The organism is Rhodococcus sp. EPR-147, from assembly GCF_001647185.1.
Taxonomy (GTDB): Bacteria; Actinomycetota; Actinomycetes; order Mycobacteriales; family Mycobacteriaceae; genus Rhodococcoides.
Window position 1 is genome coordinate 1 of the sequence record NZ_LVCU01000254.1, and the last position, 20,942, is coordinate 20,942.

The 20,942-nt window shown below is 64.1% G+C and carries 22 protein-coding genes, 1 tRNA gene and 1 other RNA gene; 15 read left to right on the plus strand and 9 right to left on the minus strand.

Features of this window, described 5'->3' with window-relative positions:
- Window positions 1-315: 315 nt before the first annotated feature.
- Both A2J02_RS12260 and A2J02_RS12265 read left to right on the plus strand, forming a co-directional pair.
- Entirely contained in the window at window positions 316-984 is a 669-nt protein-coding gene (locus tag A2J02_RS12260; protein ID WP_231893872.1) for a TVP38/TMEM64 family protein, read from the plus strand.
- A complete protein-coding gene (locus tag A2J02_RS12265; RefSeq protein WP_068050438.1) occupies window positions 981-1,592 on the plus strand; it encodes a CDP-alcohol phosphatidyltransferase family protein in 612 nt (203 codons plus the stop codon). The genes A2J02_RS12260 and A2J02_RS12265 overlap by 4 nt, the downstream gene beginning before the upstream one ends.
- Here the strand turns inward: A2J02_RS12265 and A2J02_RS12270 are convergent.
- On the minus strand, window positions 1,564-3,027 hold the full coding sequence (locus A2J02_RS12270; protein ID WP_068050439.1) for a dihydrolipoyl dehydrogenase family protein: 1,464 nt from the start codon (window positions 3,025-3,027) through the stop codon (window positions 1,564-1,566). The genes A2J02_RS12265 and A2J02_RS12270 overlap by 29 nt on opposite strands.
- Before the next feature lie 36 nt (window positions 3,028-3,063).
- On the opposite strand from A2J02_RS12270, the gene A2J02_RS12275 reads away from it, so the two are divergent.
- The 3 genes from A2J02_RS12275 to A2J02_RS12285 are packed head-to-tail and all read left to right on the plus strand — an operon-like array spanning window position 3,064 to window position 5,288.
- Window positions 3,064-3,774, plus strand: a complete 711-nt coding sequence (locus A2J02_RS12275) for a class I SAM-dependent methyltransferase (protein WP_082898860.1) — start codon at window positions 3,064-3,066, stop codon at window positions 3,772-3,774.
- Window positions 3,771-4,637, plus strand: coding sequence for an alpha/beta fold hydrolase (locus A2J02_RS12280; RefSeq protein ID WP_068050440.1), 867 nt, complete (start codon window positions 3,771-3,773; stop codon window positions 4,635-4,637). The genes A2J02_RS12275 and A2J02_RS12280 overlap by 4 nt, the downstream gene beginning before the upstream one ends.
- A 33-nt stretch (window positions 4,638-4,670) precedes the next feature.
- Entirely contained in the window at window positions 4,671-5,288 is a 618-nt protein-coding gene (locus A2J02_RS12285) for a dihydrofolate reductase family protein (protein WP_068050441.1), read from the plus strand.
- A 14-nt stretch (window positions 5,289-5,302) separates the two neighbouring features.
- Here A2J02_RS12285 and A2J02_RS12290 read toward each other — a convergent pair whose 3' ends face one another.
- Together A2J02_RS12290 and A2J02_RS12295 are read right to left on the minus strand one after the other, a co-directional pair.
- Complete coding sequence (locus A2J02_RS12290; RefSeq protein WP_068050442.1) at window positions 5,303-6,025, minus strand: mycothiol-dependent nitroreductase Rv2466c family protein; 723 nt, start codon at window positions 6,023-6,025, stop codon at window positions 5,303-5,305.
- A 29-nt stretch (window positions 6,026-6,054) separates the two neighbouring features.
- Window positions 6,055-6,963, minus strand: coding sequence for a LysR family transcriptional regulator (locus A2J02_RS12295; RefSeq protein ID WP_094687615.1), 909 nt, complete (start codon window positions 6,961-6,963; stop codon window positions 6,055-6,057).
- A gap of 137 nt (window positions 6,964-7,100) precedes the next feature.
- Between A2J02_RS12295 and A2J02_RS12300 the strand changes: the two genes are divergently transcribed.
- Both A2J02_RS12300 and A2J02_RS12305 read left to right on the plus strand, forming a co-directional pair.
- Window positions 7,101-8,516, plus strand: a complete 1,416-nt coding sequence (locus A2J02_RS12300; RefSeq protein WP_068050444.1) for an MFS transporter — start codon at window positions 7,101-7,103, stop codon at window positions 8,514-8,516.
- Window positions 8,513-9,259 carry a 3-hydroxybutyrate dehydrogenase gene (locus A2J02_RS12305; RefSeq protein ID WP_068050445.1) on the plus strand — a complete coding sequence of 249 codons (747 nt, stop codon included), beginning with the start codon at window positions 8,513-8,515 and terminating at the stop codon, window positions 9,257-9,259. The genes A2J02_RS12300 and A2J02_RS12305 overlap by 4 nt, the downstream gene beginning before the upstream one ends.
- Before the next feature lie 259 nt (window positions 9,260-9,518).
- Here the strand turns inward: A2J02_RS12305 and A2J02_RS12310 are convergent.
- Window positions 9,519-9,606: transfer RNA gene (locus tag A2J02_RS12310), tRNA-Ser, on the minus strand.
- 95 nt (window positions 9,607-9,701) lie between these two features.
- Here A2J02_RS12310 and ffs point away from each other — a divergent pair.
- Both ffs and A2J02_RS12320 read left to right on the plus strand, forming a co-directional pair.
- Window positions 9,702-9,796, plus strand: an RNA gene (ffs, locus tag A2J02_RS12315) — signal recognition particle sRNA small type.
- Between the two features lie 53 nt (window positions 9,797-9,849).
- Window positions 9,850-11,136, plus strand: coding sequence for an aminotransferase class I/II-fold pyridoxal phosphate-dependent enzyme (locus A2J02_RS12320; RefSeq protein WP_068050459.1), 1,287 nt, complete (start codon window positions 9,850-9,852; stop codon window positions 11,134-11,136).
- Between the two features lie 61 nt (window positions 11,137-11,197).
- On the opposite strand, the gene A2J02_RS12325 is transcribed toward A2J02_RS12320, so the two are convergent.
- Window positions 11,198-12,715, minus strand: a complete 1,518-nt coding sequence (locus A2J02_RS12325) for an MFS transporter (protein WP_068050446.1) — start codon at window positions 12,713-12,715, stop codon at window positions 11,198-11,200.
- Between the two features lie 105 nt (window positions 12,716-12,820).
- On the opposite strand from A2J02_RS12325, the gene A2J02_RS12330 reads away from it, so the two are divergent.
- Entirely contained in the window at window positions 12,821-13,492 is a 672-nt protein-coding gene (locus A2J02_RS12330; RefSeq protein ID WP_068050447.1) for a TetR/AcrR family transcriptional regulator, read from the plus strand.
- 172 nt (window positions 13,493-13,664) lie between these two features.
- Complete coding sequence (locus tag A2J02_RS12335; RefSeq protein WP_068050460.1) at window positions 13,665-14,909, plus strand: lipase family protein; 1,245 nt, start codon at window positions 13,665-13,667, stop codon at window positions 14,907-14,909.
- A gap of 24 nt (window positions 14,910-14,933) precedes the next feature.
- Here the strand turns inward: A2J02_RS12335 and A2J02_RS12340 are convergent, their stop codons facing one another.
- Window positions 14,934-15,263, minus strand: coding sequence for a YnfA family protein (locus tag A2J02_RS12340; protein WP_068050448.1), 330 nt, complete (start codon window positions 15,261-15,263; stop codon window positions 14,934-14,936).
- A 101-nt stretch (window positions 15,264-15,364) separates the two neighbouring features.
- Here A2J02_RS12340 and phoU point away from each other — a divergent pair, with 101 nt between their 5' ends.
- Window positions 15,365-16,018, plus strand: coding sequence for a phosphate signaling complex protein PhoU (phoU, locus tag A2J02_RS12345; protein ID WP_068050449.1), 654 nt, complete (start codon window positions 15,365-15,367; stop codon window positions 16,016-16,018).
- 37 nt (window positions 16,019-16,055) lie between these two features.
- Entirely contained in the window at window positions 16,056-16,859 is an 804-nt protein-coding gene (locus A2J02_RS12350) for a transglutaminase-like domain-containing protein (RefSeq protein ID WP_068050450.1), read from the plus strand.
- A gap of 190 nt (window positions 16,860-17,049) precedes the next feature.
- Here A2J02_RS12350 and A2J02_RS12355 read toward each other — a convergent pair whose 3' ends face one another.
- Both A2J02_RS12355 and A2J02_RS12360 read right to left on the minus strand, forming a co-directional pair.
- Window positions 17,050-17,919 carry a DUF6924 domain-containing protein gene (locus tag A2J02_RS12355; protein ID WP_068050451.1) on the minus strand — a complete coding sequence of 290 codons (870 nt, stop codon included), beginning with the start codon at window positions 17,917-17,919 and terminating at the stop codon, window positions 17,050-17,052.
- 173 nt (window positions 17,920-18,092) lie between these two features.
- Complete coding sequence (locus tag A2J02_RS12360; protein ID WP_231893874.1) at window positions 18,093-19,154, minus strand: hypothetical protein; 1,062 nt, start codon at window positions 19,152-19,154, stop codon at window positions 18,093-18,095.
- Window positions 19,155-19,587: 433 nt separating this feature from the next.
- Here A2J02_RS12360 and A2J02_RS12365 point away from each other — a divergent pair, with 433 nt between their 5' ends.
- On the plus strand, window positions 19,588-20,172 hold the full coding sequence (locus tag A2J02_RS12365) for a GNAT family N-acetyltransferase (protein WP_068050453.1): 585 nt from the start codon (window positions 19,588-19,590) through the stop codon (window positions 20,170-20,172).
- Between the two features lie 45 nt (window positions 20,173-20,217).
- Here A2J02_RS12365 and A2J02_RS27695 read toward each other — a convergent pair whose 3' ends face one another.
- Entirely contained in the window at window positions 20,218-20,355 is a 138-nt protein-coding gene (locus tag A2J02_RS27695; protein WP_156516207.1) for a hypothetical protein, read from the minus strand.
- Between A2J02_RS27695 and A2J02_RS12370 the strand changes: the two genes are divergently transcribed.
- Complete coding sequence (locus A2J02_RS12370; protein WP_068050461.1) at window positions 20,354-20,929, plus strand: HhH-GPD-type base excision DNA repair protein; 576 nt, start codon at window positions 20,354-20,356, stop codon at window positions 20,927-20,929. The genes A2J02_RS27695 and A2J02_RS12370 overlap by 2 nt on opposite strands.
- Window positions 20,930-20,942: the final 13 nt, after the last annotated feature.

Sequence of the window (20,942 nt, forward strand, 5' to 3'; positions counted from 1 at the left end):
GTCGCCGCCGTACATCCACAGCGACACGGTCTGCCCCTGTGCCTGCTGTTCGATCTGGCTCCACGACTGCTCCTCGGCAATCGGAGCTTCCGAATCCGGCGCAGCGCAGGAGGTCAGCAGCAGCCCTGCGCTCGCCGCAATCGTCACTGCGCACCGTACTGAACGAATCACCGTGGGCCCTCCAGATCAACCGAAGCAGCCGTCGACGACGCTGCCCTCACCACCGTAATCGGTCGAATGAGACAACCGCTGAACACGCGGGCACACGGGTCTTGTGCACAATGGATCCTGACCGCCGGACGAGAGGCACATACCGTGACGCAGGACCGCCCGACGCGTAGTCGCCGTGGCACGACCCTGAAATTGCTCGCGGCTGCCGTGGTCGTCATCGCTCTGGTGATCGTGCTCGGCACCGTCGACCTACCCGATCCGTCGTTCATCCGTGACCGAGTGGCGTCGGCCGGGCCGTGGGGCATCGCGCTGTTCGTGGTGCTCTATGCCGTCCTGTCGGCCACTCCGTTCCCCGCCAGCACGTTGACCATCGCGTCGGGACTGCTGTTCGGGTTGGCGGTGGGCGCAACCGTCGTGGTGTTCGCCGCCACGATGGGGGCGTATCTCGGGTACTGGGGAGCTCGGGCCCTGGGACGCGGCCAGGTGGCCCGCACCGAATGGGACAGGCTCCGCCGGCTCGACGCCATGCTCGGACGGCGCGGATTGCTGTCGGTGCTGCTCGTGCGACTGGTGCCGCTGCCGTTCTCCTTGGTCAACTACGCGGCCGGAGTCAGCGCGGTGGGTCAGCGTGATTACGTGGTGGGGACGATGGTCGGCATCGTGCCCGCGACCGTCGCCTACACCGCCCTCGGGGCCTACGGAACGTCTCCACTCTCGTGGCCGTTCGCCATCGCATTGCTCGCGGTGCTGGCTATCGCGGCCGGTTCGGCGCTGTTGGCACGCCGTCTGGGACTCACCGGCGCTGCCGAATGATCGACAGCTTCCTGCGTCGCCACCTCGAAAGCCCGCTCGATCGCTGTGCCCGCGCCCTCGACCGCCCCGCGATCACACCCGACCGGATCACCGCCGCCGGGCTGGTGCTTGGCCTCGGTAGTGCACTGGCAGCCGGCCTGCAGTTCTGGCTGCTCGCCTTGGTGTTGTGGATCGTCTCCCGCATCGCCGACGGCCTGGACGGGCCTCTGGCGCGTAGGCGTTCCAATACGGGCGGTGCCGGCGGATTCTTCGACATCACCGCCGATTTCGTGGTCTACGGCACGACGGTGGTGGGCGTCGCGGTCGGTGCCTCGGCCGGATACGACGCCCCGTGGTGGCCGTTCCTGCTGGTGCTGTTGGCGTACTACATCAACGGCACCGCGTTCTTGGCGTTCTCCTCGATCGCCGAACGCAACGGCCGTACCATCGACGACGGCCGATCGCTGTCGTTCCTCGGCGGCTTGGCCGAGGGTGCCGAAACCATTGCGGTGCACAGTCTCTGGCTACTGCTGCCTGGTATCTCGTGGCAGATCGCGGTGGTCTGGGCGGCGATGGTCGCGGTGAGCTCCGGTCAGCGGATCATCGCCGGGTATCGCGCCCTCTCCTGATCCACAGGCTCCTGCCTTTGGCCAAGGCCCCAACTGCCCGAGAAATCACCGGAGAACCCAACTGCGCCTTCACGTCCGCTATCGCCGCGTTCCACGGCCCGTCGTTGTACGTCGGATACGGATGGGTGGCCCCAGCGAGGTCGCGGGTACGCAGCCCCTGCTCGATGGCGATGATCAGCTCCCCGATCGTCTCGCCCGCTCTCGGTCCCACCACACAGGCCCCGACGATGCGACGCTTGGCATCGAGCACCAGCGTCGTCGATCCGTTCGTCGCTTTCTCGGTGACGGCTCTGTCGACGTGATGGTGGTCCAAAGTCTGCAGCCGTAGTCCGCGACTGCAAGCGGTCCGCACATCGATTCCGGCCGAGGCGATCTCGGGATCGGTGAACGTCACCCGGGGAGTTCCCGTCGTACTCACTTTTCGGTTCAGACCGAGTGCCGCATTGCTCGCGGCCAGACTGCCGTGCACACCGGCAGTGTGCGTGAACTGCGGATGTCCGGTGAGATCTCCGGCCGCCCAGATGCGGGGGTTGGTGGTCCGCAGATGCTCGTCGACCTGAACGAATCCGTCGTCGTCCAATTCCACACCGGCCGTGTCCAAGCCGAGCGACGCGGTTCGCGGAGTCCGTCCGGTGGCGATGAGCACTCGATCGAATTGAATCTCGACACCCGTATCGGTCACGGCCGAGCCGTCGGCGATGCGCACGACGGACGTCGAGGTCAGCACGCGCACGCCCTCGTCGGTCAATGCCTGCGTCAGGATCGACGAGGCCTCAGGGTGCTCGCGCGGCAGGATCGTGGCCGACCGTCCGACGAGGGTGATGTCCGATCCCAGACGCGAGAATGCCTGCGCCATTTCGCAACCTACCGAACCGGCTCCGACGATCAGCAGTCGCTGCGGCAAGTCCTTCAGATCCCACAGGGTGTCGCTGGTCAGGTAGTCCACATTCTCGATGCCGTCGATCGCCGGCACCGTGGGATGCGCGCCGGTGGTCACGATCGCCTGACCGAAATGCAGTACCTGGGCACCGACTTTCACTGTGTTCGGACCCGCGAAGATGGCGTCACCGCTGATCACGTGGACTTCCGCTTCGGCGAGTGCCTCCGGTGAATCGATCGGCGCGATCTCGGCGATCGAGCCGTGCACGTGCTGCATCACGCGCGCGAAATCCACGATCGGTGGCTGGGTGACGATGCCGAAGCGGGACGCGGATCGAACCGTCTGTGCCACCGAGGCCGCCGCGAGGAGCGCTTTGGACGGAACGCATCCGGTCCACAGGCAGTCGCCTCCGGTCCGCTCCCGCTCGATCAGCACGACGCGAACGCCGAAGCCCGCCGCGGTCTTCGCCGCCACGATGCCGGCGGTGCCGCCGCCCACCACAACCACGTCGGCGCGGTTCTCGGGCACACTCGAAGACGAACGACGGATTCCCATACTTCCCACTATGCCCGCGCCCTGGAGAGACCCGACATGAGACGACCGACGAAGTACACGATGTCGGCCCGCCTGTACGACGTGATTTCTTTCGAATGGCCGGTGTATCGAGCCGGTCGGGAGGCAGCATTCGAGCTGCTGAATCTGCCTGCAGGCAGCCATGTTCTGGACCTCGGCTGCGGGACGGGACTGAACTTCGCCGGGTTGCAGCGGATGATCGGGCCGACCGGCTCGATCACCGGAGTCGACGCCAGTTCACAGATGCTCGAACAGGCCAGGCGGCGAGCCGACCGAGCAGGCTGGGACAACATCACGCTGGTCGCCGCCGACGCCACCGCCCTCACCAGCGCGGATCTGGGCGAGGCTCAGTTCGATGCTGCGCTGAGTACCTACGCGCTGTCGCTGATGACGCCGTGGCAGGCGGCTCTCGACTCGATGATCGCGCACACTCGCGAGGGCGGCGTCGTGGCCGTCGTCGATATGCAGCGGCCCGTCGGACGGGCGGCTGCCTGGACCCCGCTGGCGAAGCTGGCGTGCCGACTCGGAGGCGCGGACATCGAGGCTCATCCGTGGACGGCGATGACGCCACTGCTGCGTGATCTGTCGACTCGCGCCGTCCGCGGCGGCCACATCCAGGTTCGCGTCGGGACTGTTGTATCTCGCCCAGCAGCGCCGAGTTCGTCACCGACGCGCGCCTGCGTGACGACCGGTGAGTTTTTGCTCGCGCCGAGGTCCAACCGATCATGACTACACAGACCGTTTCCGTTCCCGGTGCGACCCTGACCTACGACGTGATCGGCGAGCTCGAGCCCGGGGTAACGCCCTTGGTGCTCATCGGCTCACCGATGGATGCGAGCGGGTTCGGTACGTTGGCATCGCACTTCGGCGATCGGGTGGTCGTCACGTACGACCCGAGAAATGTCGGACGTAGTCGACGAGACGACGCGACCGCGGCGGTCACCGTCGGCGAACATGCCGACGATCTGCATGCAGTGCTCACCGCCGTCGGCCACGGTCCGGTCGATGTCTTCGCCTCCAGCGGGGGCGCGGTCAATGCGCTGGTGCTCGTGAGCAGATACACGTCCGACGTTCGGACGTTGGTTGCCCACGAACCGCCCGCCGGAGGCACTCTGCCGGACCGCGAGAACATCGCGACAGTGTGCGCACACATGGTGGCCACGTACGACGCTCACGGCCGCGGCCCGGCCATGGCCGAATTCATGTCGCTGCTCATGCACGCAGGCCCCATCGACGACGCGTTCTTCGCTCGCCCGGCACCGGACCCGGCGCAGTTCGGCCTCCCGACCGAGGACGACGGAACCCGCGACGATGCCCTGATGTCCAACATGCGTGGGGGAGGCGTCGATTTCGCGCCGGATGTCGATGCATTGCGTGCTGCTCCCACCACAGTGGTGATCGGAGTGGGCGAAGAATCCGGCGGTCCCGAGGACGGTCACACCGCGGCTCGCGCAGCGTATTCGACTGCAGCGCTCCTCGGATCGGAGCCGATCGTCTTTCCCGGCGGCCACTCGGGATTCCTCGGCGGCGAATTCGGTCAGACCGGAAAACCGACCGAATTTGCCGAGACACTACGAAAAGTATTGAGCTGAAGAAGATTCCGTCCTACAGAACCAGGAGCAATCATGGGCCTCATCACGTTGGAGTTGTTCGCCACCCTCGACCTCGTCGCACAATCACCAGGAAGCCCCGAGGAAGATCCCGAGAACTTCCCCTTCGGTGGTTGGCAGGCTCCTCTGCTCGATGAGGTCTCCGGGGCGCAAGTCGACGCTGCATACGAGGGCACGGATGCGCTCTTGCTCGGCCGACGCACCTACGACATCTTCGCCGCCTACTGGCCGAACCAAAAAGGCTCGTTCGCAACGCTGTTCAACGCCATACCGCAATACGTGGCCTCGCGCGGCACACCCGATCTGCGGTGGGACGGTTCGACCCAACTCGGACCGAATCTGGTGGATGCGGTGCGTGAGATCCGAGATCGGCACGACAACATCAAGGTCGTCGGAAGCCTCGATCTGGTGCAGACCCTGTTGCGCGAGAGGCTTTTCGATCGACTCGATCTGTGGGTGCATCCCATCCTTCTCGGAGTGGGAAAGAGAGTGTTCGCCGACGGCACCGTGCCCAGCAACCTGACGTTGCTCGGGCCACCGGCCGTCGACGGTAAAGGCACCGTGTACCTGCGTTACGGCCTCGACGCGGGACGCCCGGAAGTCGGCAGCATGGACGACGTCTTGGGCGGCTGATACGGCCGAGAAGCTCACTTCTTCTGGCGTCGGCTACCTCCGTGCCAGTCCTGCTGTACACCTGCTTCGTCTTCCTGGACCCCGAGGGCCTTCAGTTGGGGGAGCTCACGCAGACTGCGCTTCATCTCGGCGAAGCCGGGGAAGCGAGCGAGTGCGATCACGTTGTCCCACAGCGGCACTGCCTCCTCGTCGCTGGGCAGTCTGCTGATCACCGGCCCGAAGAACGCGACGCCGTCCGGCGGCTCGAAGGCAATGATGGGCGTGCCGACGTCCTTGCCGGTGAGTGAGAGGGCGTGATCGGTTTCGGCCTGGATCTCCTCGTCGAGAGACGAATCATCCAGTGCTGCAGTGTGATGGGTGGGCAGCCCGAGTTCTTCGAGGATCGGCCCCAGGAATTCTGCGGTGCCGCGATGGCCGTGGCTCGTAGCGTCGTCGGGCACCACCTCGGTGTCGAAGATGTGCTTGCCGAGGGCCTCGTACAGAGGCCCGACAGCGTCCGACCCGTGCTCACGACGAATATCGGCAGCAGCCCGCAGCACTCGTAGACCTGCGGTGTGGCCGGCCTCGTACTCGGGCGGGAAGTGGGCGTCGTAGTCGATGTGCGAGTTGAGCAGTCGCAGCGAGATGAAACGCCAGTCGACGGTGTAGTCGCGCTGGGCCTGAACCTTGCGAACCCATTTGCTGGTCATCCAGGCGAACGGGCACACCGGATCGAAATAGAACTCGATATCTGTCATCGGGGGGTCTCCTTATGGGGCGTAGGTATTCAGTGTTCACCCAACAGTGCCGAACGTTGTTCGGTGACGACGGCGCGGATCGCGTCGACCACCGCCGACACCTCCGGCCGTCGCAGTGTTTCGGTACGGGTGACGAGCCAGTAGGTCAGTTTCACCGCGATGGCGTCGGGCAGGACTCGTCGTAGGTCGGGGTGGCGATCGGCCATGAAGCACGGCAACAGCCCGATGCCCGCGGATGCGCGGGTGGCCTCGACGTGGACGAAGACGTTGGTGGAGGTGACCGATTCGCGCATCGTCGGGGTGAAGTTGGGGGCCAGATCGAGATCGTCGACGTGCAGCATCGAGTCGATGAAATAGATGAACGGGTGTGCGGAGAGATCGGCCGGCACCTGGGGCGTTCCGTGCTCGTGCAGATAGTCCTCGGAGGCATAGAGGCCGAGTAGATAGTCCCCGAGCCGGATGGCCTCGGCGCGATGCACTTGCGGTTGCCCGACGACGATCTCGATGTCCAGGCCCGATCGTTGCTGCGACGCGCGCCTGGTGACCGCCACGATTTCCACGGACACGCGCGGATGAGCGCGCTGCACCCGCGCCGCGGCCGGAGCCGCGATGTAGGCGCTGAATCCGTCGGTCGCCGAAATGCGCACGACGCCTTCCAACGCGCCGACATCGCTCGAGACGAGGGTGCGCAGCGCATCCTCGACGGCCTCCGCAGCGGCCAGCGCCCCGCGGCCCAGCTGCGTCAGCTCCCAGCCACCGGCACCACGGGTGAGGACCCGACCGCCGAGCGTGTCCTCGAGTGCGGCGATGCGTCGGGAAATGGTCGTGTGGTTGATGCCAAGGTCGTCGGCGGCGGAGCTGTAGCGACCGGTGCGACTGACAGCGAGCAGCACCAGCAGGTCGTCTGCACTGGGGATCTTCGCGCCGCCAAGTGTCATGTGTGCAGTTTTGCAGATCCGACCTGCGTTCATGGCTCTTGCGCCCACAAACATCTGCACCAATACTCAGAGCAACCCGCAGTTGTGTGGTCCATCACATGCATGAACGTGACGTGCTGAGTAACACAGGAGAAAACATGAGCGTCGATCAGCCGCTGACAGAACGACCAGAACCGGATCCCGATGCCACGCCCACAGGCCTGAAGAAGGTCGTCGGGGCGTCGATGGCAGGCACCATCGTCGAGTGGTACGAGTTCTTCCTCTACGGCACCGCCGCAACGCTGGTGTTCAGCAAGATCTTCTTCGCTGCCGGAACCAGTGAGCTCGACGCGATCCTCGCGGCCTTCGTCACCTACGCCGTCGGATTCGTCGCACGTCCGTTGGGCGGCATCGTCTTCGGTCACTACGGCGACAAGTACGGCCGAAAGAAGTTGCTGCAGTTCAGCCTCGTCCTCGTCGGCGGAGCCACGTTCCTCATGGGCTGCCTGCCGACCTTCGAGGCCATCGGCTACTGGGCGCCGGGACTGCTGGTGACCCTGCGATTCATCCAAGGCTTCGCCGTCGGCGGCGAATGGGGCGGCGCGGTTCTCCTCGTCGCAGAACACAGCCCGAACAAGTCCCGCGGATTCTGGGCCAGCTGGCCGCAGGCAGGCGTCCCCGCAGGTAACCTGCTCGCCACCGTCGCGCTCCTCGTTCTGACCACCACCCTGTCCGACGAGGCCTTCCTCAGCTGGGGCTGGCGCGTCGCGTTCTGGCTCTCCGCCGTCATCGTCTTTGTCGGCTACTACATCCGCACCAAGGTCTCCGACGCCCCGATCTTCCTCGAGGCACACAAGCAGGCCGAGGTCATCAAGGCCGCGTCGTACGGCGTCTTCGAGGTCGTGAAGCGTTACCCGCGTGGCGTGTTCACCGCGATGGGACTGCGCTTCGGTGAGAACGTCATGTACTACCTCGTCGTCACCTTCTCCATCACGTACCTGTCGGTCGAGGTGGGTACCGACACCTCCACGATCCTGTGGTGGATGCTCATCGCCCACGCGATCCACTTCTGCACGATTCCGTTGGTGGGCAAGCTCGCCGACCGCGTCGGACGTCGCCCGGTCTACTTCGCCGGAGCCGTCACCGCGGCAACGTGGGGCTTCTTCGCCTTCCCGATGATGAACAGCGGCCACAACGTCGTCATCATGCTGGCCATCATCATCGGCCTGATGTTCCACGCCTTCATGTACGCCACGCAGCCGGCCATCATGGCCGAGATGTTCCCGACGCGGATGCGGTACTCCGGTGTGTCCCTCGGCTACCAGGTCACCTCGATCGTCGCCGGTTCGCTGGCCCCGATCATCGCGGTCAAGCTGCTCGACGTCTACGGCTCGTCCGTCCCGATCGCGGTGTACTTGGCCGTGGCCTGCGCGATCACCGTCGTGGCCGTCGTCGTCGCTCGGGAGACCAAGGGACTGGCGCTCGAAAGTATCGACATCGCCGACGCCAAGAACCTGGCCACTGAGGCCGAGCTGGCGAAGGCCGGCCTGCTCGACAAGACTGCACAGCGATGAACGACCTGAACGGACGCTCCGCCCTCGTCACCGGGGGAGCGTCCGGCATCGGGGCCGCGTGTGCACGCGAGCTCGCCGGGCGCGGTGCCCGCGTCACCGTCGCCGATGTGAACGACGTCGCTGCAAAGGAATTGGCGTCGGAGATCGGCGGAGACGTCTGGTCGGTGGATCTGCTCGACACCACCGCGTTGGACGACCTCCGGCTGGACGTCGACATCCTCGTCAACAATGCGGGTATCCAAACCGTCGCACCGATCGTCGACTTCGACCCGGGCGCATTCCGCAGAATCCAGACGCTGATGGTGGAGGCACCGTTCCTGTTGGTTCGAGCTGCGTTGCCGCACATGTACTCTCGCGGCTTCGGTCGGGTGGTGAACCTGTCCTCGGTGCACGGACTGCGTGCCTCGGAATTCAAGGTCGCCTACGTCACCGCCAAACATGCACTCGAAGGACTGTCGAAAGTGACGGCCCTCGAAGGTGCCGCCCACGGTGTGACGAGCAACTGCGTCAACCCGGGATACGTCCGAACGCCGCTGGTGGAAACACAGATCGCAGACCAGGCCAAGGCGCACGGTATCCCCGAGAACGAGGTACTCGAAAAAGTTCTGCTGACCGAGGCGGCCATCAAACGTCTCGTCGAACCGGCCGAAGTCGCCTCACTGGTGGGCTGGTTGACCTCCGAAAACGCCGGCATGGTCACTGGAGCGTCGTACACCATGGACGGTGGTTGGTCGGCTCGCTAGTTCGGCCCCGCACGCTTCGCGCCCCCACTCTGGGATCAATGTGGGTTCCAGTCGCTCAGATAGCAACAAAGTCGCATTCATTCGGATCGGGTCGTCGCCCGCCACCGGATGAATGTGGCTTTCTTGCACTCAGACGGACTCGAACGCCCATTGATCCGGAGTTGGATGGGCACGAACCTCACCGGACGACAGAGCGGGCGGGTGAACCACCTCGCCTTGAACAGAAAGAAGCCCCCGTGACATGTCACGGGGGCTTCTTTGGCGGAGGATAGGGGATTTGAACCCCTGAGGGCGTTAACCCAACCCGCGTTCCAGGCGAGCGCCATAGGCCACTAGGCGAATCCTCCGTGGGGGAGCTTACCCGGTTACCCCCACCATCTCCCAAATCGGGAGGCGCGAAGGGTGGTGATGTGATGTCGGACGGGAGGCGGCTACACTTCCTAACGGATCCCGCGCGGCGCGCATCCTGTGAACTCCCCCAGGGCCGGAAGGCAGCAAGGGTCAATGGGCTCTGCCGGGTGCGCGGGGTCCCCTTTATTTCAGTGACATCGACACTGTCCGGGGAACCCGTCACCGAGAGGCCGCTCCGCATGCCAGCGCAAACCCAGTTGGGTCTGATGAACCATGAGGAGCTTGCCTCCGAGCACGAGCGGCAGAGCGCGAAGTACACGCAGCTCAAAGCCGAGAAGCTCACTCTCGATCTCACTCGCGGCAAGCCGTCGCCCGAGCAGCTCGACCTGGCTGCTGACCTGCTGACGCTTCCGGGTGCGGATTACAAGGACGGCAACGGCACCGACTGCCGCAACTACGGCGGCCTCGCGGGCCTGCCGGAACTGCGTGCCATCTTCGGCGAACTGCTCGGCATCCCGGTGAAGAACTTGCTCGCCGGCAACAACGCCAGCCTCGAGATCATGCAGGATCTGGTGGTCTGGGGGCTGCTGCACGGTCTGCCCGATTCCCCTCGCGCCTGGTCGGCCGAGCCGAACGTGCGCTTCCTCTGCCCTTCGCCCGGCTACGACAGGCACTTCGCGATCACCGAGAGCTTCGGCATCGAGATGATCCCGGTTCCGATGGGACCCGACGGCCCGGACGTGCACGAGATCGCCAACCTGGTGGCGTCGGATCCGCAGATCAAGGGCATGTGGGTGGTGCCGAACTACGCGAACCCCACCGGTGCCGTCTACTCGGAGGACGTCGTTCGCGCGCTGGCCACCATGCCTGCGGCCGCACCCGATTTCCGACTGTTCTGGGACAACGCCTACGCGGTGCATCCATTGACCGAGGAATTCGCGCCGTCGTACGACGTGTTGGGCATGGCCGCCGAGGCCGGGTTCCCCAACCGCCCGTTCGTGTTCGCGTCGACCTCGAAGATCACGTTCGCCGGTGCCGGGGTCAGCTTCCTCGGCAGTTCCGAGGAGAACCTCGCCTGGTACCAGAAGCATTTCGGCAAGAAGAGCATCGGTCCGGACAAGTTGAACCAGCTGCGGCACCTGCGCTTCTTCGGTGATGCCGCCGGTGTGCGGGCCCACATGGCCAAACATCGCGAGATCCTGGCCCCCAAGTTCGCTCTGGTGCAGCAGATCCTCGAGGACCGTCTCGGTGCCTCGAAGATTGCCTCGTGGACCGAACCCAAGGGCGGTTACTTCATCAGCCTCGACGTGCTCGAGGGCACGGCCGCGCGGTCGATCGCGCTGGCCAAGGAAGCCGGAATCGCTCTGACGGCCGCCGGCTCGGCCTTCCCGTACGGAAAAGATCCGGAAGACAAGAACATTCGCCTCGCCCCGAGCTTCCCGTCACTCGGTGAGCTGGAGAAGTCGATGGACGGCGTCGCGACCTGCGTTCTGCTGGCCGCGACCGAAAAGTTGCTCGAAGGCTGAACGCATGTGAGCGGAACCTCGTAGCAGGCTACGAGGTTCCGCTCACATGCGGCGAAGCCGCTCAGTGTCCGACTACTACCGCACCTTCGGGTGCCGACGGCAGTGGCCCACTCTTGAGCAGCGTGGCCGACAGCACCGCGCCGAGCAGGAAGATTCCCGACGCCCACCAGAACGTGGTGGTGTAGCTGGCGATCTCCGCATTGGCCTGCAGCAGTGCCGCGTCGGTGGCCGTCGCCATGTTCGAGCTGACGTAGCTGGTCGCCGCATTGGCGGCCACGGTGCTCAGCAGCGCCGTGCCGATCGAGCCGCCCACCTGCTGCATCGTGTTCACCGTTGCCGATGCGACACCGGAGTCGTCAGGATCGACGCCCGAGATCGCGCCCTGCATGGCCGGGGCCATGGTGGCACCGAGGCCGAGGCCCATGATGACCAGGCCGGGCAGGATGTGCGTGACGTAGCTGCTGTCGACGTCGATCTGGGTCAGCAGTGCCATGCCGATCGAGGCCACGACCAGGCCGGTCGTCATCAGGATGCGGGGTCCGAAGCGGGGCAGGATCAGCGCCGTGGACAGTGTCGCGGTGAGGATCAGCGACGCGATCATCGGCATGAACGCGAACCCGGTGGTGATGGGTGTGTACTTCAGTGTGTTCTGCAGGTAGTACGTCAGGAACAGGAACACCGCGAACATGCCTGCGCCGGTGACGAATACAGCGAGGAACGATCCCGCACGAGTGCGGTTCAGCACGATCCGCAACGGCAACAACGGATGCTCGACGCGCATCTGGATGGTCACGAACACCGCGAGCAGCACGACACCGGCGGTCAGGAATCCGAGGGTGACCGAGTTGCCCCAGCCGTCGGACTCGGCGTGAGCGAAGCCGTAGACGATCGAGAACAGTGCGGCCGAGACGGCGAGGGTGCCGGGGATGTCGAGCTTGGGGCGGACGTCGACCTTGTGCTTGGCCAGGAACAGGAACCCGCCTACGAAGGCGAGCGCCGCGAAGATCAGGTTGACGTACAGGCTCCAGCGCCAGTTGGCCCATTCGGTGAGCATGCCGCCCAGCAGCAGGCCGAGAGCGCCGCCGCCGCCGGCGATGGCACCGAAGATGCCGAATGCCTTGGCGCGTTCCTTGGTATCGGTGAAGGTGGTGGCCAACAGGGACAGGGCCGCGGGGGCGAGCAGAGCGCCGAAGACGCCCTGACCGGCGCGAGCCGCGACCAGCATGCCGAAGTTGACGGCCGCGCCGCCCACAGCCGACATCAGCGCGAAACCGACGAGCCCGATGAGGAAGGTGTTGCGTCGTCCGAAGAGGTCGCTCAGTCGTCCACCGAGCAGCAGCAGGCTGCCGAACGCGAGTGCGTACGAGGTGACGACCCAGGAGCGGTCGGCGTTGTCGAAGCCCAGGTCGAGCTGGGCGGCGGGGAGTGCGATGTTCACGATGGTCGCGTCGAGCACGACCATGAGCTGAGCCAGCCCGAGCGTCGCGAGAATCAGCCAACGATTCCGATGCGAACGTTCGTCGACCGGCGTGGTGTTCGACGTGGCGTCGCCCACGTTCTCCGATGAAAGGGTGGTCATAGTGTCCTCGGTTCGACTATGCGGAGGTGTACCCTCCGGTTGTAGAGATAAGGTATCAGCTAAGTGGAGGGATGTCCTCCGCTTATCGGGTGAAACGGACATCGAATGAGTGTGAGAGCGGACACAACGGCATCGAAGCCACTACGGGCGGATGCCGAACGCAACCGTCGACGCATCGTCGACGCGGCCCGCGAACTGTTCGCCTCACACGGCATCGACATCACGCTCGACGACGTCGCGGCGCACGCCAAGGTGGGCGTCGGCACCGTCTATCGGCGGTTCTCGTGCAAGGAAGAACTGATCGACGGCGTGTTCGAGCAGCGTCTCGAAGACATGCTCGCGACCGCCGAACGGGCGCTCGAAGCCGAGGATCCGTGGGACGGGTTGGTGCAGTTCCTCGGCGATGTGTGCGCGGGAATGGCACTCGATCGCGGTCTCGGAGACGTCGTACTCGGGTCCGATCAGGGCTGCCGAGGGATCGCTCAGGTTCGCTCGCGCATCGATCCGTTCTTCGAGAAGATCGTCGAACGAGCACTGGCATCCGGTCAGCTTCGGCCCGACGTCGCCGTCAACGACTTCTATCCGGTGCTCGGCATGATCGGCGCGAGCGTCGAATTCTCGAGCACCGTCGACGCGTCGAACTGGCGACGCTATTTCACCGTGTTGCTCGACGGTCTGCGCGGCGACGGCGTTCCTCGGTCGACGCTGCCGGGGCGCCCGTTCACCAGCGACGAGGTCGATGCGGCCAAGACGGCGATGCATCGTCGTCGACGCTGATCGTGAGGAGAACGAACTAGCCCTATGCGTTGTGTGGCGCATCACGTAAGGTGCGTCACGATAAGTGCTACACGGGGTAGCGCTCACTTGAAGTCAAGTGATCGACGTTGGGGGTTATCAGGTGCGTTGCAAGCGCGTGTTCGGGTCGGCTGTTGCGGTAGCAGCAGTATTCATGGGGGTGACGGCACCCGCGGTGTCAGCGGCACCCTCGACGGGATCGACCGTCGAATCCGATTTCTACATTCCACCGAGCCCGCTCCCCGCAGGCTCCCCGGGTGACGTGATCCGGTCCGAGCCCTCGCATCTCGCGCTGTCGGTTCCCGGGATCGGTGGCCCGCTGCCCGGTGCTGCAACCCGAATCATGTACCGCAGCAACGATTCCAACGGCGAGGCCAATGCCGTCACGGGAACCTACATCGATCCCGCCGCGGCGTGGACCGGGCCCGGCCCGCGTCCGCTCGTCGTCCTCGCCCCGGGAACTCAGGGTCAGGGCGATCAGTGCGCGCCGTCGAAGATGCTCAACAACGTCATCACTTACACCCCGCCGCTCGGCTTCATGGTCGAGTACGAGGTGCTCGCGGCATATTCGCTGCTCTCGCAGGGCTACGGCGTGGTCATCACCGACTACGAGGGCCTCGGTACTCCGGGTGCGCACACGTACGTCAACCGCGCCTCGGAAGCTCACGCAGTGCTCGACGCGGCCCGCGCCGCACAGAACCTGCAGGGCACCAAGATCTCCGCCGACGGCCCGGTGGCCGCGTACGGCTACTCGCAGGGCGGCGGAGCAGCCGCTGCTGCAGCGGAACTCGCCGATGAGTACGCACCCGAGATGAACCTCGTCGGCACCTACGCCGGCGCACCTCCCGCGGATCTGAAGGCGACCCTCGAGCAGGTCGACGGCACCATTCTCACCGGAGTCATCGGATACACCCTCAACGGTCTGCTCAACTCCGACCCCGGTCTGCAGCCCATCATCGACGAGAACATCAACGACGCGGGCAAGGCCATGCTGAACCTGGTCGCGAATCAGTGTGTGGGAGAAACGATTCTGAACGTCGGGCTGCACCGCACCAACGAGTACACCAAGACCGGTGAGCGGCGCTCGGGGGTGCTGGACAGGCTGCCCGTCGCTCAGGAGATCCTGGCCAAGAACAAGATCGGTGAGCGGACGCCGAATGCTCCGGTGCTGATTCAGTCCGGTACGTCCGACGACATCGTTCCCCACGGACAGGCCGTCGGACTGGCCGGTGACTGGTGCGGCAAGGGTGCCACCGTGCAGCTGAGCGCCGCGCAGGTTCCGGCCATCGTGCCGGGTTCGGGTGCCGGACACCTGATTCCGGATATCCTCGGCCTCGGCGAGGCGCAGAACTGGATCAAAGACCGGTTCTACGGGGTGCCCGCGCCGTCCAACTGCTGATCTTCTCGGTACGGCCCGCGTGAGTCAGCGCGGGCCGTACATGATCACCGCGACGCCGATCAGTGCGATCGACGCTCCGGTGATATCCCACCGATCAGGTCGGAAACCGTCGACCACCATTGCCCAGAGCAACGATCCCGCGACGAACACCCCGCCGTACGCCGCCAGAATCCGACCGAAGTTCGCGTCGGGTTGCAGCGTCGCCACGAAGCCGTAGGCACCGAGAGCGATCACCCCGGCTCCGGCCCACAGCCATCCGCGATGCTCTCGAATCCCTTGCCACACCAACCATGCTCCGCCGATCTCGAACAGAGCGGCGACGCCGAACAGCACTATCGACTTCAACACAGTCATGGCGTTCAGCGTCGCACAGCGCCGTGGGAGGTGTAGAAACAAGTGTTCGGGGGTAAGGCCTACAGGCCCAGCAGGGCCGAACGGTAGGGGTTGAGTACTTCATGCGGGACAGTTACGCCGAGACATTGGATTCGCTGGCGTCGAATTTGTCCGAAATGTCGCGAATTGCCGAGAAGGCGATGGCGGACGCGACTCGATCGTTGTTGACGGCGGACATCGTTCTCGCCGAGCAGACGATCGAATACCGCGAAGAGATCGACATGCTGGCAGTCGAATGGGAGCACGGAGCCTTCGGCTTCCTGGCCCTGCAGGCCCCCGTTGCCCACGATCTACGACGCGTCGTCTCGGGCATCAACATCGTCGCCGATCTGCAACGCATGGGTGGCCTGGCCGTACACATCGCCGAACTGGTTCGCCGTCGCCACCCCGCGCACGTACTGCCGCCCGAGGTCGAGGGCGTGTTCGAGCAGATGGGTCGCGTTGCCGTCGCGCAGGCAGAGTCCACGCAACGCGTCCTGGAGACCCGTGATGCCGAACTCGCCGCCGACCTGCGAATTCAGGATCAGGAGATGGACGCGCTGCACCGCAGCCTGTTCATGTTGACCTCCGCACCCGACTGGCCGCACGGCGTGCCTGCCGCAGTGGACATCACGCTGCTCGGGCGCTTCTACGAGCGATACTCCGACCACACCGTCGAGGTCGCCAAACGAGTCATCTTCCTGGTGACCGGCGATCGCCCCACCGACGAGTCATAGCCTGCGCGAACGGCTCGAAGATGGCAGGATCGGCACGATGAAACGTGATGTCTCTGCGTACCTCGATGTCGACGTGACCGAGGCCAGCACCCTCGAGTTCCAGATCGCAATTGCACCGCATCCAGGAACCGATGTGTGGGAAGCACTCTCGTTCACACTCGACGGTCAGCCGATCGAGGCGCAGGAGATCAGCGGTGCTCACGGCACCCGCATCCACAAGATTCACGCCGGCGTCGGCAAGCTCGAGGCGTCGTACTCGGCGACCATCTACGGCAACACCGAGCCCGCTCCGGTCTCCGACTACGACCTCTCGCTGTACCTGCGGCCCAGCCGCTACGCCGAAGCCGACAAGTTCTTCGGCTTCGCGGCAACGGAATTCGGCTCGTACCCGCCGTCGGAGAAATTGCTTGCCGAGGTGTCCTCGTGGGTCGGCGCGCGGCTGAGCTACGTACCGGGCAGCAGCGACCCCATCGACGGCGCAGTCGACACCCTCCTCGCCGGTGCCGGCGTCTGCCGCGATTACACCCACCTCGTGGTGGCGCTGCTGCGCGCCGTCAACGTCCCTGCTCGCCTGGTCGCGGTGTACGCGCCCGGCTGCGATCCCATGGACTTCCATGCGGTCGCCGAAGCATTCGTCGAAGGCCAGTGGCGAGTGGTGGACGCGACCTGCCTCGCACCGCGATCGACTCTGGTGCGCATCGCCACCGGACGCGACGCATCCGACACCGCCTTCCTGGACAACCACGGCGGATCGATCATCCTCAACAGCGCCGTCGTGGGAGCCGTCGTCGACGGACCGCTGCCCTTCGACGACATCACGCAGTTGGTGTCGATCACCTGACCCTGCAGGGGCCGATCTCTGGCATGAAGACGGCTGATTCTAGAGACGGTCGGGCAACCGCAGTCGAATATGCACTCGGTCTTCGGCCAGCAGGTACCACTTGGTGATACCCGTGGTGCGTGCTCGGTTGTTCAATAGCGAAGCGCTGTCTGAAGCAGTCGGCTACAAATGCAGCTTTACCAGTGACGCTTCACCGACAATCGGCACCATCGGGACATGCGTCACCGGCGCGTCTCCTGTGTTTTCTGGGCTGCCTAGAAAATCCCTGGGCGGGCAGCGGTCGAGACGGATAGATCACTTTCATGGCGGCTAGCAAGCTCAGACCGTTCGAGTCCAGATAGATGGACCAGTAGCTGTCGACGAGCGAGAAGTGGATTCCCAACCCGGGACCGCCCCGACCAAGGACCTCAAGCGTCTCTCCGTATCCGACGGTCAGCTCCGAGTTGTAGGTCTGTCCTGCAATCGCGTCGTAGTGATCGCGCAGATCGGTGACGACCATTGCTGGCCAGACCGGTACTGACCTTTTTCTCAGATCCTCTCGTAATTGCTGGACCGTCGGCGAGTCGTCTGCGTTGTCTGCTGCGGCGATCAATTCCTCACGCCGGACCTGCCGTTCTTGTGTGGCTTGTGATGCTCCGACACCGCGGTAAACCCCATCCGGGTCCGAGCCGGAGCGGAGCTCGTCGAAACTCAGATTTGCGATGGACAAGTTGTTTTCGATTACCGCAAGTCGGCTCGGTACAACCCGGAAGGTAGCCGCCTCATCGTCCGGATCGGTGGTAGTATCTACAACGAGCACTGAATGTTCCGTCTCGTCGCATGTCCGTTGGTCGACTACGAAGAGATAGTCCGGAGGTGGAGACTCGACCAGACCAATAATGCTTGGAACCGGCATGTCGGCAAACTCGGGATCATCGACGACCGTCAGGAACGCCTGTGCTTCGTAACCACTGTCCTGCACATGCGGCGCTTGCGACTCTCGCGCGACCTGCTCCCAGGCACCGTCGTTGCCGAAGTATGTACGGATGAGCAGGGATTGGCCCTCTGGCAGAGTTGGCATGGCACCGACAGTAATCGTTCTCAACCGCGATGTTGGTCCAGTTGCGAGGGGTGAACATTCGGGGGTAGGTCAGTTGTTGACGATTTGGCTGGCTCGCTGAAGGTCACTCCGAGGAGCGAAACGATGTTGTGGACACGCACCACGGAGGTCAAGTTTTGCGTACCGTAACAACATCACTCCGTTTCCGGAACGAAGCGCGAGTCGTCGACCGTGATAGAGGCGACGACGTCGGCATTTGCGGGGTCGGCAAATGCATCCGGTGTTGTCGATCGCACAGTGACCGTCTCTGACTCGGTTGTGAGGTCGATCTTCGACGCTGTACCGTCAGAGTCGATGCGGCGCAACGTAGTTGTGCCGTCGACGCACCACCGCGTGCCGTCGACCGCCGTAGCGCGGTCTGCTCGAGTAACCCGGATGTCGTCGGGTCCGTCGACGGGAGTGAGGCGTCGGGTAACTCTGTTCAACAATCGAACTCGCTGTTCGTCCGGGTAAGTTCTGATCACTCCATGGCGTCGGTTGCTGTTCATCGACGACCGTGTCCTCCCAAGGAGATACAGCTGTCCCTCGTGGACTGTTGTGGTCCAGCCGCCTTCTGTGGTGTATCGCTCGATGTTCAGCTCACCCTCGGGAGAAATGGTGCACAGGTGGATATCGTGCTCGGAGGTGATCCAGAAGCCGTCGTCGATCGCGTGTATCCGACGCGACCAGCGGTCGACCGAAGGTTCGATGGTCAGCGGCAGCAGGTAGCGAGTGATGACCGGAACTGCGCCCGCCGTATAGACCTGCAAAAGAACCGGGGCGGACGAGTGCATCACCCAGATCGAATCTCCCATGATCGTCACAGCTCCAGCTGCGAACGGTCTGAGTGAAGACGGGTGGTCGTCCAGATCCATTTCGATCAGGACACCCGACGCGATGAAGTCGCCGTCTTTGGTGTCCTTGGACGGCCACCAGTCGTGCGCGACGGGAATGGCATCGATCTCGATGAGCCGGTCGGTTCCGTCGACGGTAGTCCAGCCGTTTTCTATCGGTCGAACTTGTTTCTCTACGAGATACATCAGGCGGATGCGACCGTGGACGCGGGGTGGCGCGTCCACGCCGAAGTCGGTGAGCATCGCGTTGAACGTTCCGGTCAGAGTGGTCTCGCCATCGGTGGGTTCGTCGTTCCACCACCGGGCGCTCCAGCCGTCCCCGTAGACGAGGTGAAGCCACAGTAGACGCCCATCGCGGTGCATGCTGGGCGCTCGGCCGTAGGCGGGTCTTGCTGTGGCAGTCCGTGTTTCGTCGCACGGAGAAGGTGTATCCGTCAGCGAGTAGTGCTCGAGGGCGACGTCGGCGAGATCGCCGACCGATGCGCGGGGAAAAGATCCATCCTGAATGACCCACCCTGCAACAAATACTCTGAGGGTGCGTGGAGACGAAGCGTTCATGCATTTCCCGACGCAGTAGGGGAGTCCGCACGACGAGGCGTGGCGGGCGTCGGGTCACCGTGTTCTGAAGACTACATGCGTTGATGGAAGCGAAGTATTCATTCGAAGGGCTGCGGTTTTCTACGCCTGTCTTCTCTCCGTCTGACACGAGGGAGCGGCAGCGGTTCGCGTAAACGCATCGTTCGTGAGTCGGGACCAGATCTCGCAAGACGGTGCAGAGCTCTGACAAACTGGCCGCATGAGCATGACTTTCGCGCATAAGCCGACTATCGAGGGCCAGCGCGTGAGACTCCGGCCGATTCAGGTTCAGGACGCACCTGTAATGCATCGGATGCTCCAAGACACAGAAGCTGTAATTCTGACCGGAGCCGTGCACTCCAGCAGCCAGACAATGCTGCCTTGGACTGTTGATAGCCTCCGCGAGACCTACGAACGCTGGAGTTCCGCCGATGACCGTCTCGTCCTCGCCGTGGTCGATCAGGCGACGAACGCGATGGTTGGAGAAGTCGTACTCAAAGATTGGAACGAGTTGAATCGCTCATGCGGCTTCCGCGCTTTTCTTGGTGCCGAAGGCCGCGGGCGGGGGCTCGGCACCGAGGCGACCGAGCTGATCGTCCGTCACGGCTTCATAGAGCTCGGTCTCCATCGGATAGCTCTCGAGGTTTACGCCTTCAACCCACGCGCCCGGCATGTTTACGAGAAAGTCGGATTTCGCTACGAAGGAACGGGCCGGGATGCGCTGTGGTTCGACGAGCAATGGATCGACGTTCACTACATGTCGATCCTCGAAACCGATGCACTTGCACAGACGATTTCCGGATGAAGAGATGCGGAACGGACCGTGGCGTATCGACAGCAGATTCGAGACCTAGGGGAACAGGTCGATCACATCCCACTGCGGTGTGAAGTCGGCACCGAATGCGTCGAACAGTGTCCGTCCCTCTGCACCATCTCCCGAGTCCAGATCGTCATCCACGGTGGAGGTGCATGGCAAGATCGATGCCATGTCTCGCACACTGCACCTCGTCGGCGATCCTGAGGCCGATGCACTGCTCGCCGAGGATCCGTTCGCACTGCTGATCGGCATGCTGCTCGATCAGCAGGTACCGATGGAATCGGCGTTCGCAGGACCGAAGAAGCTCGTCGATCGTCTCGGTGACCTGAACGTCGACACCGTCGCCGACACCGATCCCGACGAGTTCGCTGCCCTGTGCGCGCAGACCCCGGCCGTCCACCGGTTCCCGGGTTCGATGGCCAAGCGCATCCAGGGGCTCGCGGCGTTCCTGGTCGAGAACTACGACGGCAAGCCGCAGGAGATCTGGACTCGGGACGATCCCGACGGCGCAGAAGTGCTGAAGCGTCTCAAGGCCCTCCCCGGCTACGGCGATCAGAAGGCCCGCATCTTCCTCGCGCTGCTCGGCAAGCAGATGGGCGTCACGCCGGACGGTTGGCGCAAGGCCGCCGGAGCGTACGGCGACGACGGTGCGCGTCGATCCATCGCCGACGTGGTGGACGAGAAATCGCTGCTCGAGGTACGTGAATTCAAGAAGGCAGCGAAAGCCGCAGCCAAGAACGAATAAGTCTGTCGGTGCC

What these genes read in the sequence shown, in the direction of transcription:
- A2J02_RS12265 (WP_068050438.1), top strand. Translation starts at nt 981, where the DNA reads ATGATCGACAGCTTCCTGCGTCGCCACCTCGAAAGCCCGCTCGATCGC.
- A2J02_RS12270 (WP_068050439.1), bottom strand. Translation starts at nt 3,027, where the DNA reads ATGGGAATCCGTCGTTCGTCTTCGAGTGTGCCCGAGAACCGCGCCGAC.
- A2J02_RS12275 (WP_082898860.1), top strand. Translation starts at nt 3,064, where the DNA reads ATGAGACGACCGACGAAGTACACGATGTCGGCCCGCCTGTACGACGTG.
- A2J02_RS12280 (WP_068050440.1), top strand. Translation starts at nt 3,771, where the DNA reads ATGACTACACAGACCGTTTCCGTTCCCGGTGCGACCCTGACCTACGAC.
- A2J02_RS12285 (WP_068050441.1), top strand. Translation starts at nt 4,671, where the DNA reads ATGGGCCTCATCACGTTGGAGTTGTTCGCCACCCTCGACCTCGTCGCA.
- A2J02_RS12290 (WP_068050442.1), bottom strand. Translation starts at nt 6,025, where the DNA reads ATGACAGATATCGAGTTCTATTTCGATCCGGTGTGCCCGTTCGCCTGG.
- A2J02_RS12295 (WP_094687615.1), bottom strand. Translation starts at nt 6,963, where the DNA reads ATGACACTTGGCGGCGCGAAGATCCCCAGTGCAGACGACCTGCTGGTG.
- A2J02_RS12300 (WP_068050444.1), top strand. Translation starts at nt 7,101, where the DNA reads ATGAGCGTCGATCAGCCGCTGACAGAACGACCAGAACCGGATCCCGAT.
- A2J02_RS12305 (WP_068050445.1), top strand. Translation starts at nt 8,513, where the DNA reads ATGAACGACCTGAACGGACGCTCCGCCCTCGTCACCGGGGGAGCGTCC.
- A2J02_RS12320 (WP_068050459.1), top strand. Translation starts at nt 9,850, where the DNA reads ATGCCAGCGCAAACCCAGTTGGGTCTGATGAACCATGAGGAGCTTGCC.
- A2J02_RS12325 (WP_068050446.1), bottom strand. Translation starts at nt 12,715, where the DNA reads ATGACCACCCTTTCATCGGAGAACGTGGGCGACGCCACGTCGAACACC.
- A2J02_RS12330 (WP_068050447.1), top strand. Translation starts at nt 12,821, where the DNA reads ATGAGTGTGAGAGCGGACACAACGGCATCGAAGCCACTACGGGCGGAT.
- A2J02_RS12335 (WP_068050460.1), top strand. Translation starts at nt 13,665, where the DNA reads ATGGGGGTGACGGCACCCGCGGTGTCAGCGGCACCCTCGACGGGATCG.
- A2J02_RS12340 (WP_068050448.1), bottom strand. Translation starts at nt 15,263, where the DNA reads ATGACTGTGTTGAAGTCGATAGTGCTGTTCGGCGTCGCCGCTCTGTTC.
- phoU (WP_068050449.1), top strand. Translation starts at nt 15,365, where the DNA reads ATGCGGGACAGTTACGCCGAGACATTGGATTCGCTGGCGTCGAATTTG.
- A2J02_RS12350 (WP_068050450.1), top strand. Translation starts at nt 16,056, where the DNA reads ATGAAACGTGATGTCTCTGCGTACCTCGATGTCGACGTGACCGAGGCC.
- A2J02_RS12355 (WP_068050451.1), bottom strand. Translation starts at nt 17,919, where the DNA reads ATGCCAACTCTGCCAGAGGGCCAATCCCTGCTCATCCGTACATACTTC.
- A2J02_RS12360 (WP_231893874.1), bottom strand. Translation starts at nt 19,154, where the DNA reads ATGCACCGCGATGGGCGTCTACTGTGGCTTCACCTCGTCTACGGGGAC.
- A2J02_RS12365 (WP_068050453.1), top strand. Translation starts at nt 19,588, where the DNA reads ATGAGCATGACTTTCGCGCATAAGCCGACTATCGAGGGCCAGCGCGTG.
- A2J02_RS12370 (WP_068050461.1), top strand. Translation starts at nt 20,354, where the DNA reads ATGTCTCGCACACTGCACCTCGTCGGCGATCCTGAGGCCGATGCACTG.
- A2J02_RS27695 (WP_156516207.1), bottom strand. Translation starts at nt 20,355, where the DNA reads ATGGCATCGATCTTGCCATGCACCTCCACCGTGGATGACGATCTGGAC.